Source organism: Duganella sp. OV510, from assembly GCF_900100205.1.
Classification (GTDB): Bacteria; Pseudomonadota; Gammaproteobacteria; order Burkholderiales; family Burkholderiaceae_D; genus Rugamonas.
Genome location: NZ_FNEQ01000015.1, coordinates 101,924 through 116,878 on the forward strand (window position 1 = coordinate 101,924; position 14,955 = coordinate 116,878).

Sequence of the window (14,955 nt, forward strand, 5' to 3'; positions counted from 1 at the left end):
CATGGCGGCCGCGAGCCTAGGATATACCGGTTTTTGGCGGTTTTGGCAACTTCACCGGTTTCAGCGGTGGCAGCTGGTTGCCCAGGCCGAGCCAGTGGCGGTAGACGCGCAAGGCCACCTGGGCGTCGTCCGCCGCATACAGGATCTGCTTTTCGTTCAGGCGCGGCAGGGCCCAGTTGGTGGTGGAAATCTTCTTCGACTTCTGCAGCTTCAGCCCAAAGAACTTGGCCACGGCGGTCTTGGCGCCGAGGTCGTTGCGCTGGCCGGGCGTGCGTAGCACCACCGACATGTCGACGATGCCGGCGGCGCGGATATCCAGCTTGGCGTGCAGGCGCTTGACGTCGTCCGCCAGGCCAAAGCCTATCTTCAGCGGCAAGGGGCGCTCCAGCACCGCCAGCAGCATGGCGCGGATGTGGGGTTCGGTGCTGTGGCCGATCTGGAACAGCCAGGCTTTCTTGTCGGTAGCGAACTGGATCAGGTGCGGCCCGGTCGAGGTCTCGCCACGGGTGAAGGTCGGCTTGGACTCGGTATCGAAGCCGATGGCGTCACACACCAGCAGGGCGTCGCGCGCGGCGACGGCCTGTTCCGGCGTGACCACCAGCTGCACATCAGCGATAGCGATGCCGTTGTAGGGCGGCAGTTCGTCTTCCGCCGCCGGCACAGGCAGGTCGTCCAACTTAGCTCTTTTTGGAGAACTTCGCGGCCAGCTGGTTCAGCTTGTCGGCGTGCACGCGGGCGGCTTCCTCGGCTGCCTTGGCATCGCGCTCGGCCTTCTTGCGTTCCGCTTCTTTTTTGTAGCGTTCCTGCAGCACCTGGGTGGCATGGGCGCGATGGGTATCGGTCACTTCGGCGCCAGGCTTGCCATCGAGGTCGTGACGGACCTTGGCTTTTTCCATGACTTTCAGGTAACGCAGCGAACCGGTGTGGATGCCCAGCGCAGTGCGCATGGTTTTGCGGTCCAGGTCCGGCATCACGGCCAGCAGCTGTTTATCGATACCGATAGCCAGCGGCAGGAAATCGCGGAAAGCAGGGAATTGGGTTTGCAACTGTTTCAGCAGGCTGCGCGGGGTTTGGGCGGCAGGCGCCGGTGCGGAGGCAGCGGTTGCTGGCTCGGTGGCCGGAGGCTGGGGGGTAAGACTAGTGTTCATCGACTTCATAGGTTAAGCAACAGCCGTCAGCATATCATGCTGCCCAGCGTAATGCAGTGCATTTTAGGCCATTGTATCGTATAGACCATGCTCAGAATGGCGTTAAGCGCACCGGCGGACGTGCGCTCGGGGCATAAAATGTGTATAATGTTCGACGCACTAATGCAGTACGGTGTGGTTCAGCTTGGAACAGGATGCGATTCGGATGGTCTGACCAAGGGCGATTGCCCTTCTCATTTGCCCTTCTCATTCTTCCCTGAAAAGAGAAACAAGCCCGTGACTGGTAGCGGGCTTTTTTTATTCCGCAGAAAATCGTCAACTAAATTACAACATTTCCACCCATGCGCACCGCTCGCGGTCGGCGCGGGGCCAGCTTTTTTGTAATTTCTGACGAATACGCATTGAGAGATTTTAATGACAAAACCGAAAACTTTAACGTTGTCCGTCAAAAAGCCTACCCGCGCAAGCGCTGCGCCGCTGGTCGTGCCGAAGACGACTCTATCTTATGTCATCGATAATGAAGAGGCAGCGAGCAAAGTCACGGTCGTCAAAAAGAAAACCCGCCTGAGCGCCGCCGCTGAGGCCGCCCAGGTGGATGTGGCCACGGTCGAAACCGCCGATGAGCCGGCCAAAGCCGTCAAGGTCGCCCGCAAGAGCGCGTCGACCACCGCTACCGCGTCGGTCGACACGCCTGCGGTGGTGGTCAAGGCCGCGCCGAAATCGAAACTGGTCAAGGCCAAGGTTGAGCCTGCACCGGCCATCATCGCCACCGCTGGCCCGGTGGTCAGCCAGGTGACCGACGCTGCCACGCTGGCGTCGATCGACACCTCGGGCTACCTGCTGCCGGGCGTCAAAGTGCCGGGCCGCCGTGGCCGCAAGCCGTCGGAATTCACGCCGGAAAACGATGAGGTCGCCGCACTGAACGCGGTCGAGCGCGCCGAGCTGAAGGCTGTGTCGAAGGCGCGCGAGCGCAAGGCCAAGGGCAGCGAACTGCTGGGTATCGATCCGAAGGCCAGCGCCGAGGAACTGGAAAAGCGCCGCGCCCAGATCAAGAACCTGATCAATATGGGCAAGGAGCGCGGCTTCCTGACCTATGCCGAGATCAACGACCAGTTGCCGGAAAACATCATCGATCCGGAAGCGATCGAAGGCATCATCGCCACCTTCAACGACATGGGCATCGCCATTTACGAGCGCGCGCCGGATGCGGAAGCGCTGCTGCTCAGCGATAACGTCGCCACCGTCACCTCGGACGATGAGGTGGAAGCAGCTGCTGCCACCGCGCTGTCGACCGTCGATTCCGATTTCGGCCGCACCACCGACCCGGTCCGCATGTATATGCGTGAAATGGGCGCCGTGGCGCTGCTGACCCGCGAAGGCGAGATCGAGATCGCCAAGCGTATCGAAGAAGGCCTGAAGGACATGATCCAGGCGATCTCGGCTTGCCCGACCACCATCGCCGAGATCCTGGCGCTGGCCGACAAGATCACGCTGGACGAAATGAAGGTCGACGACGTGGTCGACGGCTTTGTCGACCCGAACGAAAGCGCGCCAGCGCCAGCCGTGGTGGCCTCGTCGGATGACGAAGATGAAGAAGACGACGAAGAAGTCGGCGAAGAAGATGGCGATGCCGGCGGCGGTGCGGCCGGCTACTCGACCGAGCAACTGGCGCAGCTGAAAATTGCCGCGCTGGACAAATTTGCCTTCATCTCGGGTCAGTTCGAGAAAATGCGCAAGGCGACCGGCGGCTACGGCTCCAAATCCTATGTCGCCGCGCAGGAAGCCATTTCGGCCGAGCTGCTGGGCATCCGCTTCACTGCCAAGGTGGTCGAGAAGCTGTGCGACACGCTGCGCGGCCAGATGGAAGAAGTGCGTTCGATCGAGCGCGCCGTGCTGGACCTGTGCGTCAACCGTTGCGGCATGCCACGCGCGCACTTCATCAAAGTCTTCCCAGGCAATGAAACGGACCTGGACTGGGTTGATGGCGAAGTGGATGCCGGCTATCCGTACAGCACCGTGCTGGGCCGTAACGTGCCGGCCGTCAAGGAACTGCAACGCAAGATGATCGATCTGCAACAGCGCGTGGCGCTGCCGCTGGCCGACCTGCGCAAGATCAACAAGCAGATGGCTGCCGGCGAGAAGCGCGCCCGTCAGGCCAAGCGCGAAATGACCGTGGCCAACTTGCGTCTGGTGATTTCGATCGCCAAGAAGTACATCAACCGCGGCCTGCAATTCCTGGATCTGATCCAGGAAGGCAATATCGGTCTGCTGAAGGCGGTGGACAAGTTCGAATACCGTCGCGGCTACAAGTTCTCGACCTATGCGACCTGGTGGATCCGTCAGGCCATCACCCGTTCGATCGCCGACATGGCGCGTACCATCCGTGTGCCGGTGCACATGATCGAAACCATCAACAAGATGAACCGCATCTCGCGCCAGATCATGCAGGAAACCGGCAGCGAGCCGGACCTGGCGACGCTGGCGGTCAAGATGGAAATGCCGGAGAACAAAGTTCGCGAAATCATGAAGATCGCCAAAGAGCCGATCTCGATGGAGACGCCGATGGGCGAGGATGGCGATTCGCAACTGGGCGATTTCATCGAAGACAACACCACGCTGGCGCCGCTGGATGCCGCGCTGCACGCCTCGATGCGCAACGTCATCAAGGAAGTGCTGGATTCGCTGACCCCGCGCGAAGCCAAGGTGCTGCGCATGCGTTATGGCGTGGAAATGTCGAACGATCACACGCTGGAAGAAGTCGGCAAGCAATTCGACGTCACCCGCGAGCGCATCCGCCAGATCGAAGCCAAAGCCATGAGCAAACTGCGCCAGCCATCGCGCTCGGACAAGCTGAAAACCTTCCTGACGCAAAACTAAGCAGCACACCAGAAGGGAGGCAGATGCCTCCCTTTTTTTATCATGCTAGTATTCTCGCAAGGGGGATGCGGCATGAGCGACCAGCATTTGTATGGCAGTTGTTTGTGTGGCGGCGTGCGCTACAAGGCGGCGCTGCCGGTGTTTCACGCCAGCCACTGTTACTGCACCATGTGCCAGAAGCAGCATGGCGCAGCGGCGGGCAGCTACGCCAATGTGGCTCGCGCCGGGCTGGTGATCGAGTCCGGGCCGGAGCTGGTTACGGAATATGCGTCGTCCGAGGACGGTCGCCGCAGCTTTTGCCGTGTTTGCGGCTCTACGCTGTTCTGGCACAGCACCCAGTCTCCCCACCGCATCGCGATTACGCTGGGTACGCTGGAGCCGGAATATGACGGACCGGTCGAGCGCGAGCTTTACTCCGACACCAAACCCGCCTGGCTACCGCATGGAGGCTGATGATGCCCGCCAAGGAAATGGATGGCTACGAGGTCGAGTTCACCGGCGAACTGCTGGAAGGCAGCGAGCAATGGGGCGCCTATGTTTCGATCTTTGCGCCGTCAGATAACCCCATGCACATGAATAACGTCTGCCCGAAGCGGCGGGTGGCGGCAGATCAGACCTTTACCGCTCAGAGGGCCGCCGAAGTGGAGGCCGAGCGCGCAGCAACAGGCATCCTGGAAGAATTGCGCGCATAAAGAAAACGCCCCGGCTGAGCGGGGCGTTGGCTGCTTAGCCGGTGTTGCGCAAACCTGCCGCGACACCATTAATTGACAAGTGAATGCCGCGATGCACCCGTTCGTCCGCCTTGCTTTCCGCGGACAGCGCGCGGTGGCGCTTGATCAGCTCCACCTGCAAGTGGTTCAGCGGATCGAGGTAGGCGAAGCGGTTCTGGATCGAACGCGCCAACAGCGGATTGCCGGCCAGGCGTTCATTGGCGCCGGTGATGCTTTCCAGGATGTCCAGCGTGTTCGCGTGCTCTTCGGTGATGCGCTTGAAGATGCGCTCGCGCAGTTCCTTGTCCTGCACCAGCTCGGCATAGCGCGAGGCGATCGCCAGGTCGGTCTTGGCCAGCACCATGTCCATGTTCGACAGCAGCGTGGCAAACAGCGGCCAGTGCTTGAACATTGCTTGCAGCTGCGCCAGGCGCTCGGCCTTGTCGCCGTCGGCAATCCAGCCGCCGATGGCGCTGGCGAAACCGTACCAGCCCGGCAGCAGCAAACGGCACTGGCCCCACGAGAAGCCCCATGGAATCGCCCGCAGGTCTTCGATCCGCTTGGTCGACTTGCGCGAGGCCGGGCGCGAACCCAGGTTCAGCTCGGCGATCTCGGCAATCGGCGTGGCGGTGAAGAAGTAGTCGGTGAAGCCAGGGGTTTCATAGACGAGGTTGCGGTAAGCCTTGTAGGCGCGATCGGAAATCTCGGCCATGATGGTTTCGAACTGGCGCAGCTGCTGGCTGTGCCCGGAGTCTTCCGGCTGCGGCAGCAGGCTGGCTTCCAGCGTCGCCGCCACCAGCAGTTCCAGGTTGCGGCGGCCGATGTCCTTGTTGGAGAACTTCGACGCGATGATCTCGCCCTGTTCGGTCAGGCGGATCTGGCCGTTGACCGTGCCGTGCGGCTGCGCCAGGATGGCGTCGTACGACGGGCCGCCACCACGGCCGACGGTGCCGCCACGGCCGTGGAACAGCCGCAGCTTGACGCCGGCTTTTTCAAACACGGTCACCAGGTTGGTTTCGGCCTTGTACAGTTCCCAGTTGGAGGTGAGGAAGCCGCCGTCCTTGTTGGAGTCCGAATAACCCAGCATGACTTCCTGGATCTGGCCCTGCTTGGCGATCAGTTCCTTCACCAGCGGGATCGCCATGACCGCTTCCATGATGCCGGAGGCGCGTTGCAGGTCGGGGATGGTTTCGAACAGCGGGATCACCATCAGGTCCAGCTCTTTCTCGGCGATGCGCAGCAGGCCCAGCTCTTTTTGCAGCAGCAGCACTTCCAGCAGGTCGGACACGGTTTCGGTGTGCGAGATGATGTAGTTGCGGATCGCCCGCGCGCCATAGCGGGCACGGATCTCGCGCGCCGCGCGCAGCACGCCCAGTTCCGATACCGTCTCGGCCGAATAGCTGACGTAAGGCGAATTCAGCAGGCGCGGTTGCCCCAGTTCGCTCAGCAGCAGCTTGACCTTGGCGTCTTCGTCCAGCGCGGCATAGTCGGCCTGTACGCCGGATTTGGCGAACAGTTCGGCCAGCACGCGCTCGTGGATGTCTGACGACTGGCGCATGTCCAGCGACGCCAGGTGGAAGCCGAAGATGTCGGCCGCGCGTTTCAGCGTCGACAGGCGCGGCTGCACCAGCACGCTGCCGTGGTTGGCGTTGAGCGAGTCGACCAGCACTTGCAGGTCGGCGGCGAAGGCGCGCGCATCGGCATACGGTTCGGCATGGCCGACTTCCTTGCGCAGGATGTTGGTGGCGCCCAGTGCGCGCGCGGTCGACGCCAGGCGCGCATAGATGCCGATCAGCGCGCGGCGATACGGTTCATCGGCGCGGTGGTCGGAGGTGTCCGGCGACTGGTCGGCCAGCGCCTGCAGTTCCGGCGAGCAGGCGATCATCAGCGTCGAGATCGACAGTTCGGCGCCCAGCGTGTGCGCTTCTTCGAGGTAGAAGTCGAGGATGGTGGTGGCCTGCCGCGTCAGCGCGTGCGACATGGTGTTGCCGTTGACATTGGGATTGCCGTCGCGGTCGCCGCCGATCCAGCTGCCCATCTGCACGTATGGCGCGTTGATCTGCACGCTCTCGCCGTAATGGTGGGCGATATCCTGCTCGATGTCATCGTACAACCCTGGCAGTTCGCGCAGGAAGGTGATGCGGTAATAGGACAGGGCGTTCTCGATTTCATCGGCCACGGTCAGCTTGGAGTAGCGCAGCATGCGGGTCTGCCACAGGGTGGCGATGCGTGCGCGCAGCAGGTGCTGGTTGGCGGCGGTTTCCTTCGGCGTCAGCGGCAGGTCGCGCTCGGCCAGCAGACGGGCGATGTCGTGCTCGGCGTCCAGGATGGATTTGCGCTGCACCTCGGTCGGGTGGGCGGTCAGCACCGGCGAGATCAGCGCGTCCTGGAAGAAGGTGGATACCGTCTGCTGCTGGACGCCGGCTTGCTTCAGCTTGCACAGCGCGTAGTTGACGCTGCCTTGCTGCGGATTGGAACCGGCCAGCAGGTGCGCGCGGCGGCGGCGGATGTGATGTTGGTCTTCCGCAATATTCGCCAGGTGCGAGAAGTAGGAGAAGGCGCGTACCACCGAAATGGTTTGCTCCTTGGTCAGGATTTTCAGCATGCCATCCAGTTCCTTGGCGGCGCCGGCGTCGGCTTCGCGGCGGAAGCGCACGGCGGTCTGCCGGATGGTTTCGACCACGGCGTAGACTTCCTCGCCTTCCTGGTCGCGCAGCACGTCGCCCAGCAGGCGACCTAATAAGCGAATGTCTTCTTTCAGAGGCGCGTCTTTATCGACGCCCGGTTGTTCAGCAGTTGGTTCGTTGAATGCACTAGGTTGATTTGCCATGTGTTAAGCCACAAAGAGGTAAAAAAGATAGGTGCATGGGCTTGTGGCCCGGTTCTGCAGGGTGAGCATGCTAAAATTTGTAATCTTAAACACGCGCGTGGTACTGGCTTGCGCCGGTTAGCGTCAGCTACAGCGAAAGAACTGGTTTTGAAAACATCCGAAGTGGTACAGCATCTCCCATCCAGATTGGTGATCGCCTCGCGTGAATCGCGACTTGCCATGTGGCAGGCCGAGCACGTTCGTGATCGCTTGGCATTATTATATCCTCAGTGCGATGTCAAAATTGTCGGAATGACGACCCGTGGCGATCAAATTCTGGATCGCACATTGTCGAAAGTGGGCGGCAAAGGATTGTTTGTTAAAGAACTTGAAGTGGCGATGGCAGAAGGCCGCGCCGACCTGGCCGTGCATTCGCTGAAGGACGTGCCGATGGAGCTGCCGCAAGGCTTTGCGCTGGCCGCCGTACTGGAGCGCGAAGACCCGCGCGACGCCTTCGTTTCCAACGATTACGTCTCGCTTGACGAGCTGCCGGCCGGCGCGATTGTCGGCACCAGCAGCCTGCGCCGCCAGGCGCTGATCGCCGCGCGCTACCCGCAACTGGTGATCAAACCGCTGCGTGGTAATCTGGATACACGCCTCGGCAAGCTGGATCGGGGCGACTACGCGGCCATCATCCTGGCCGCCGCCGGCCTGAAACGTTTGGGCCTGCCGCAACGCATCCGCGCCTTGCTGGACCCGGCCCACAGCCTGCCGGCCGCCGGCCAGGGTGCAATGGCGATTGAAATCGCCGAGCGCAGCGATGGCCTCGATCTGATGGCCATCCTGGCGCCGCTGAACCATACAGCCACCGCGCAAGCCGTGACCGCCGAGCGCAAGGTGTCGAAAGTATTTGGCGGCAGCTGCCAGGTGCCGCTGGCGGCCTTCGCTACCGTCGATGGCGATGAGATGCACTTGCGCGCCATGGTCGCCACGCCGGATGGCCTGCGTGTCGCCAGCGCCGAAGTGCGCGGCGCCGCAGCCGACCCGGAAGCGCTGGGCGCGCAAGTGGCCGAGTTGCTGCGTGCGCAGGACGCGGAAGACATTCTGTCGTCGTGCCTGAGCGAAGCGGCGCAAGCCGAGGCCGACGCCCGTTCGGCCACGCTGGCCGATGCTCCCAAGCCGGGCGCGTGATCCGGGGATGACCGGCGCCGTCGTCATCACCCGTCCGCTGGCGCAAGCCACAGCGCTGGCGCAGCGCGTTGCCGCGCTGGGCCGTGAAGTCGAAATCTTGCCGTTGCTGGAAATCGCCCCGCTGGCCGACCAGACGCCGCTGCGGGCGGCACTGGCCCGGCTGGACCAGTACGCGATGGTGGCTTTCGTCTCGCCCAACGCGGTGGATGCCGCCTTCGCGCATATCCGGCAATGGCCGGCCGGCGTGACCGCAGCCGTGGTGGGCGAAGGCAGCCGCGCAGCGCTGGCCGCGCATGGCGTGGCGGACATCGTCAGTCCGGCTGACAGCGCCCACAGCGATTCCGAGCACCTGCTGCAAACGCTGGACCTCGCTGCGCTGAGCGGCAAGCCGGTGCTGATTATCCGTGGCGAGAGCGGCCGCGAGCTGATGGCCGACGGCCTGCGCGCCGCCGGCGCCGTGGTTGACGTGGTGCCGGCCTATCGCCGCTCGGTGCCGGCACTGACGCCCGAACTGGTCGCCACGCTGCGGCGTTTGCTGGCGCAGCAAAACGACTGGATCATCACCAGTTCCGAGGCGTTGCGTGGTCTGTGCAACCTTCTGGCAAAAGTTGACTTGCAGCATACTGACGCGATGCAGCACAATAGCGTTGTAGCTATGCAACAGCAGCATTTGATCGTGCCACATGCCCGAATTGCCGAAACGGCAAATAATTTAGGATTTTCCAAGCTGACGCTCACAGGATCAGGCGACGAACGCCTGCTGGCCGCGTTACAATCACGCCTATGAACGATTTGCCTACATTACCTGACCCAGCTGTCTCGTCCGCCAAGGCCAGCGAGATCCCGCCTGCGCCACCATCGTCGCAGCCTGAACAGAGCTTGCTTGAGACCTTGCAGCAGCCGCAAGTGCTGCTGGCGGGCATCGCCATGCTGCTGATTATGCTGGCCGCGCAGACCTGGTCGTCGCACGCGCGCGTCAACAAGCTGCGCGAGGAAATGGCGATGCGCCTGCAGAAGGGCGACGCCATCAATGCCGATACCGGCACCCTGGTGCGCAATGTGCAGGAAAGCACCAAGGAGTTGCAAACCAAGGTGGCGCTGCTGGAAAGCAAGCAGCAGGAAGCGCAAAGCCAGCAACTGGCGCTGGAGCAGCTGTACCAGGATCTGTCGAAGAACCGCGACGAATGGGCGTTGACCGAAATCGAACAAGTGCTGTCGACGGCGTCGCAGCAGCTGCAACTGGCTGGCAACGTGCCGGGCGCGCTGATCGCGCTGCAGAATGCCGACCGCAGCCTGTCGCGCTCCGACAAGCCGCAATTCATCACCATCCGCCGTGCCATCGCGCGCGACACCGACAAGCTGAAGGCGCTGCCAAGCGTGGACTCGGTCGGCGTGGCGCTGCGCCTGGACAACGCCATCGCGCAAATCGATACGCTGCCGATGCTGTCGGACGAAAAACCGACGCTGCCGGCGCCGGCTGAAAAGAAAGCCAGGCCGGCCAAGGTTGCGCATGACAAGCAGGGCAAGCCGGTCAAGATCGAGGAACCGGTGACCAATCCGTGGCTGCAATCGCTGCAGGACGGCTGGACCGGCTGGAGTACCGAAATGTGGACCGATGTGCGCCAGCTGATCCGCGTGCGCAATGTCGACACGCCGGAAGCGCTGATGATGTCGCCAACCCAGGCTTACTTCATGCGCGAAAACCTCAAGCTGCGCCTGCTGAATGCGCGCATGGCGCTGCTCTCGCGTAACGAAGGTGCCTTCCGTGCCGACCTGATCGCGGCGCAAGAAGCGCTGAACAAGTATTTCGACACCCGCGCGCGCTCGACCCAGACCGTGCAGGCGCTGCTGCGCCAGGTGCAGAGCAGCAACCTGGCGATCGAGATGCCGACGCTGTCGGATAGCCTGAACGCCGTGCGCAACTACAAAGCGAAGCCATAACCATGCGTTTATTCCTCTGGCTAGTCGCCATGATGGCCGCCGCCATCGGTATTGCCGTGACGGCGCGCTTTAATCCGGGCAATGTGGTGCTGTTCTATCCGCCATACCGTTTTGACCTGTCGCTGAACTTCTTCGTGGTGCTGGAAGTGGCGCTGTTCGCCTTCCTGTACGTGGTGATCCGCGCCTTCCGCGCCACGGTCAGGATGCCAGGCAAAGTGGCTGCCTACCGTCAACAGAAACGCGAGCGCGATGGCAACAAGGGCTTGCGTGAAGCGCTGAAAGCGCTGTTCGAAGGCCGCTTCGGCCATGCAGAGAAGGCCGCCGCGCGCGCCTCCGAACTGGCGGAAAATGCTGGCGTGGCAGCGCTGATCGGCGCCCGCGCCGCGCACCGCATGCGCCAGTCGGCGCGCCGCGACCAATGGCTGAACAAGCTGGTCGACGACAACAGCATGAAAACCGCGCGCCTGATGACGATGACCGAATTGCTGGTCGACGATCACCAGCCGGAAGCGGCGCTGGAAGCGGTGCGTGAACTGAACGCCAGCGGCACGCGCCACATCCACGCCTTGCAGATGTCGCTGAAAGCGCAGCAGCAGGCCAAGAACTGGCCGGAAGTGCTGCGCCTGGTCCGCTCGCTGGACAAGCACCGTGCGCTGCACCCGGCGCTGTCGTCGCGTCTGCGTGAGCTGGCTTATGACGACCTGCTGTCGGACGTCAGCCACGATGCGGAGTCGCTGCTGCGGGTGTGGGCGACGGTGCCGACCGCCGACCGCATCAAGCCTTATGTCGCCTGTCGCGCGGCCACCGCGTTGAACGCGCGCGGCCTGCACGACGAAGCGCGCCGGGTCGCTGAAGAATCGCTGGCCGCCGACTGGGACGACCGCGTGGTGCGGACCTACCGCGAAGCCGCCGCGCCGGCCGGTTCGGCCGCGCTGCTGATGCAGATCGAGCATTGCGAGAACTGGGCCAACACCCGTCCGACCGACGCCGAGCTGGCGCTGACGCTGGGTTCGCTGTGCCTGAAACAAAAACTGTGGGGCAAAGCCCAGCGCTACCTGGAACAAGCGCTATCGGACGCCTCCGACTCGCGCATGGTACGTGAATCGCACCTCAAACTCGCCCAGCTGCACGAAGCGCTGGGCCAGCAGGAAGAAGCGGCCAACCACTACCGCCAGTGCGCACTGGCAACCATCCTCTAAACAGATGGCCGGTCCTCACCGGCCGTTTTCTTATCCGGATATTTCTTCTTCATATAGCGACGCATGTAGATGAGGGCTCCTGCACAGGTTGTCAGGTGTAGTCCAAGAATAAGAAAAAGATAGATATCCAAGGGTTTCATGAGCGCCTCCGCTTCGAAAACTGAAATAGTCCTAGGCCGAACGTGGCTGATCCAGCACATAACGTGACACTGACGAGTAGGACAAATCTTTGGTTAATTAGTTCCGGGCTCCGCTCGCCTAACATTGTGAGCGCGTAAAGCGTGCCGTAAAGGGTGATGAGAGCAATAGATGCGCCGGTCAGCAGCGCTTTCAACGCTGGTTCGCGTATCAGCAGGTGCTCCATCTCGTTGAGAATTGAGACGTGCACAATCAAGCCCAGCGTGATGAAATCTGCTGCCGCGAGTGGCTCCACCTTTCCCGTGCTAGCAGCTGCGGAGGCCAGCAATCGCAACAAGATGGGAATGAGTCCGACCAGCAGGGTGTGGATCAGCCATTTGTTGTTCGAGGAAATCATGAGCGGAACCTCGGCGGTGCGCTAAACCTGTAGTCTAGGTCGGGCGCACCTCAGCGCGTTTGCGCTGGCTCACGTGGGATCAGATTTGGCGGGGAAGCCTTCGAGTTTCCAGCGCAGCATGCCGCCAGCAAGGTTGGCGACTTTGTTGAAGCCGGCCTTGGTCAGTATCACGCTGGCTTGCGCGGAGCGGACGCCGGAGCGGCAGACGGCGACGATCGGTCGCTCCTTGTCGAACTCGCCCATGCGTTCGGTTAGCTGCGACAGCGGTACCAGCGTGGCGCCGTGCAGGTGCCCCAGCTGGTCGATGAATTCCGGCGCCTCGCGCACATCCACGATCTGCACCTGATCCTGCTGCTCCAGCAGCGCCATCGGCTCGATTTCCCACACGCCGCTGAAACGCAAGGTCAACGGCGCCCACGTCGGCGTGTCGGTCGGCGCATCACCGTCCGGCTTGCCGCAACGCAGATTGGCCGGCACCGCCACCGCCATCAGCTTGGGATGCGGCAGGTTCAGATTATTCATATGGCCGCTGAAATCGCCCACGTCGACCTCGCCGCCTAGGCGCGGATTGTAGCGGCGCTCCTCCGCCACGCTGGTGACAGTAATGCCCCGATAGTCGTGGCCAGGGTAGAGCAGGCACGCGCCTGGCAGGCTGAGTATATGCTCGTGTACCGAGGCAAACAGCTGCTGCGGACTGCCTTGCTGGAAGTCGGTGCGGCCGCAGCCGCGTATCAGCAGACTATCGCCGGTGAAGGCCATGCTCTCATCATCCAGCACATACGTCAGGCAACCGCTGGTGTGGCCGGGCGTGGCGCGCACATTCAGGTGGCGCGTGCCGAAGGCGATACGGTCGCCATGCCGCAAGCCGGCATCGGCCCCGTTGGCGCCAGCGGCCGCCGAGATAGCAATGCGACTGCCGCTGCGCTGACGCAAGCGCCAGGCGCCGGTGACGTGATCGGCGTGCACATGCGTATCCAGCGTGGCGACCAGCTTCAGGCCCAGCTCCTGCACCAGCGCCAGGTCGCGTGGCACCTGCTCGTAGACCGGATCGATCAGCAACGCCTCACCCCCATCACCCAGCAGGTAGGTATAGGTGGAGGAAGCCGGATCGAACAGTTGGCGGAAAATCATAATTCGTTATCTGAATAAGGGCAGCCGTCATCATAACAAATGTCTCCCTGTGCTTCGTGTAATCAACTCAAAGTGATAGAAGAAAGGCGGTGTGATAATGTGTGATTATTTCCATGTGGAAAATTTGTTATCGTTGTCATGCATCAAATACCGTCCAAATTTATTCAAACTACCTATGAAAAAAATATCAACAGCCTTTTTTATCTACTTTATTTTTTGCTCTTTCATGGCTTTCATCGACTTCGATTGGAATGCGGAAGATCAATACACCGTGAAAGCTTCGATGCAGAAGCAGATGCTTTACATGAATCTGGATCAGAAAAGGGTTTATTTCGGTGACTTGGATACTATTGATGCCGCCGGCATGATGGGTGGTATGAACGGCAAGCTCCTGCATGGAAAAGAGGTCAGTGACATTCATGAGTTAGCGAACAACATCCGTCTAAAGCGCGGCAAGGAAGTGATCGAATTCCCATCGAAGTCTGTCAAAGCAGCTGTTTCCGATTTCTTCATGATTCCCTTTGCGGTATTCATGAGCAGATCGTAGGAACTGCATTTCATAGCTTGTTTGACCGATAATGGAATCGAGGGCACGCTGAAGGAGGCCGAAGGCCACGGTGCTGACATTATGATGTTGCCAGATCAACGAAAAAGCAGGTCCATGGCCTACACCAGTTTGCAGAAGTCCTGCCATCCAGCCGGTCGTTTGGATATAATGTCGCGGTTAAACACAGCCTTCAAACAGAGGAAAATCCATGAGCCTGAACAAAGTGTCTTCCGGTAAAGACGTGCCGAACGATTTCAACGTGATCATCGAAATCCCGATGAACGCCGATCCGATCAAATATGAAGTGGACAAGGAATCGGGCGCGATCTTCGTCGACCGTTTCATGGGCACCGCCATGCACTACCCATGCAACTATGGCTATGTGCCGAACACCCTGTCGGCCGACGGCGATCCAGTGGACGTGCTGGTCATCACCCCGTTCCCGCTGATCCCAGGCGTTGTGGTGCGCTGCCGTCCTATCGGCGTGCTGAAGATGACCGACGAAGCCGGTGAAGACGCCAAAGTGCTGGCCGTTCCAGTCGACAAAGTGCTGTCGATCTACAGCCACTGGCAGAAGCCGGAAGATCTGAACGAACTGCGCCTGCGCCAGATCCAGCACTTCTTCGAGCACTACAAAGACCTGGAAAAAGGCAAATGGGTCAAGATCGAAGGCTGGCACGGCCCGGAAGCCGCCAAGGAAGAAATTCTGGCTGGCGTCGCCAACTACAATAAAGAGCAAGCATAATGAAAGCCCCGCAAGGGGCTTTTTTATGGCTCTTCACGGATTTCTGTGAAATGCATCTAGAAATGAGAAAGCGGTGAAGAAAAGTTAGACTTGTTGTGCGACCAACAAAACTTAACTTTACC

At 61.1% G+C, this 14,955-nt stretch carries 14 protein-coding genes; 9 read left to right on the forward strand and 5 right to left on the reverse strand.

Annotated elements, in window-relative coordinates:
* Window positions 1-16 precede the first annotated feature (16 nt).
* Window positions 17-667 carry a 3'-5' exonuclease gene (locus BLS51_RS28310; RefSeq protein ID WP_373994365.1) on the reverse strand — a complete coding sequence of 217 codons (651 nt, stop codon included), beginning with the start codon at window positions 665-667 and terminating at the stop codon, window positions 17-19.
* Between the two features lie 10 nt (window positions 668-677).
* On the reverse strand, window positions 678-1,157 hold the full coding sequence (locus BLS51_RS28315) for a ProQ/FINO family protein (protein ID WP_090192219.1): 480 nt from the start codon (window positions 1,155-1,157) through the stop codon (window positions 678-680).
* A 405-nt stretch (window positions 1,158-1,562) separates the two neighbouring features.
* On the opposite strand from BLS51_RS28315, the gene rpoD reads away from it, so the two are divergent.
* The 3 genes from rpoD to BLS51_RS28330 all read left to right on the forward strand — a co-directional run bounded on the left by rpoD (window position 1,563) and on the right by BLS51_RS28330 (window position 4,717).
* Window positions 1,563-4,025, forward strand: a complete 2,463-nt coding sequence (gene rpoD, locus BLS51_RS28320; protein WP_090192218.1) for an RNA polymerase sigma factor RpoD — start codon at window positions 1,563-1,565, stop codon at window positions 4,023-4,025.
* Window positions 4,026-4,097: 72 nt separating this feature from the next.
* A complete protein-coding gene (locus tag BLS51_RS28325) occupies window positions 4,098-4,478 on the forward strand; it encodes a GFA family protein (RefSeq protein ID WP_090192217.1) in 381 nt (126 codons plus the stop codon).
* A complete protein-coding gene (locus BLS51_RS28330) occupies window positions 4,478-4,717 on the forward strand; it encodes a hypothetical protein (protein WP_229207782.1) in 240 nt (79 codons plus the stop codon). Before BLS51_RS28325 ends, BLS51_RS28330 begins: the two co-directional genes overlap by 1 nt.
* A 34-nt stretch (window positions 4,718-4,751) precedes the next feature.
* On the opposite strand, the gene ppc is transcribed toward BLS51_RS28330, so the two are convergent.
* Complete coding sequence (gene ppc / locus BLS51_RS28335; protein ID WP_090192216.1) at window positions 4,752-7,565, reverse strand: phosphoenolpyruvate carboxylase; 2,814 nt, start codon at window positions 7,563-7,565, stop codon at window positions 4,752-4,754.
* A gap of 162 nt (window positions 7,566-7,727) precedes the next feature.
* On the opposite strand from ppc, the gene hemC reads away from it, so the two are divergent.
* The 4 genes from hemC to BLS51_RS28355 are packed head-to-tail and all read left to right on the forward strand — an operon-like array spanning window position 7,728 to window position 11,875.
* Window positions 7,728-8,735 carry a hydroxymethylbilane synthase gene (gene hemC / locus BLS51_RS28340; RefSeq protein WP_090192321.1) on the forward strand — a complete coding sequence of 336 codons (1,008 nt, stop codon included), beginning with the start codon at window positions 7,728-7,730 and terminating at the stop codon, window positions 8,733-8,735.
* Between the two features lie 7 nt (window positions 8,736-8,742).
* The gene (locus BLS51_RS28345) at window positions 8,743-9,522 is read left to right on the forward strand and encodes a uroporphyrinogen-III synthase (RefSeq protein WP_090192215.1); all 780 of its coding nucleotides are present in this window, start codon (window positions 8,743-8,745) and stop codon (window positions 9,520-9,522) included.
* Complete coding sequence (locus BLS51_RS28350) at window positions 9,519-10,676, forward strand: uroporphyrinogen-III C-methyltransferase (protein ID WP_090192214.1); 1,158 nt, start codon at window positions 9,519-9,521, stop codon at window positions 10,674-10,676. The genes BLS51_RS28345 and BLS51_RS28350 overlap by 4 nt, the downstream gene beginning before the upstream one ends.
* A gap of 2 nt (window positions 10,677-10,678) precedes the next feature.
* Window positions 10,679-11,875, forward strand: a complete 1,197-nt coding sequence (locus tag BLS51_RS28355) for a heme biosynthesis protein HemY (protein WP_090192213.1) — start codon at window positions 10,679-10,681, stop codon at window positions 11,873-11,875.
* Window positions 11,876-12,011: 136 nt separating this feature from the next.
* Here BLS51_RS28355 and BLS51_RS28360 read toward each other — a convergent pair whose 3' ends face one another.
* Both BLS51_RS28360 and BLS51_RS28365 read right to left on the reverse strand, forming a co-directional pair.
* The gene (locus BLS51_RS28360; protein WP_090192212.1) at window positions 12,012-12,410 is read right to left on the reverse strand and encodes a hypothetical protein; all 399 of its coding nucleotides are present in this window, start codon (window positions 12,408-12,410) and stop codon (window positions 12,012-12,014) included.
* A 69-nt stretch (window positions 12,411-12,479) separates the two neighbouring features.
* Complete coding sequence (locus BLS51_RS28365; protein WP_090192211.1) at window positions 12,480-13,541, reverse strand: MBL fold metallo-hydrolase; 1,062 nt, start codon at window positions 13,539-13,541, stop codon at window positions 12,480-12,482.
* Between the two features lie 226 nt (window positions 13,542-13,767).
* On the opposite strand from BLS51_RS28365, the gene BLS51_RS28370 reads away from it, so the two are divergent.
* Window positions 13,768-14,088 carry a hypothetical protein gene (locus tag BLS51_RS28370; protein ID WP_139168814.1) on the forward strand — a complete coding sequence of 107 codons (321 nt, stop codon included), beginning with the start codon at window positions 13,768-13,770 and terminating at the stop codon, window positions 14,086-14,088.
* 208 nt (window positions 14,089-14,296) lie between these two features.
* A complete protein-coding gene (ppa, locus tag BLS51_RS28375; RefSeq protein ID WP_090192209.1) occupies window positions 14,297-14,833 on the forward strand; it encodes an inorganic diphosphatase in 537 nt (178 codons plus the stop codon).
* The last annotated feature ends 122 nt before the right edge of the window (window positions 14,834-14,955 follow it).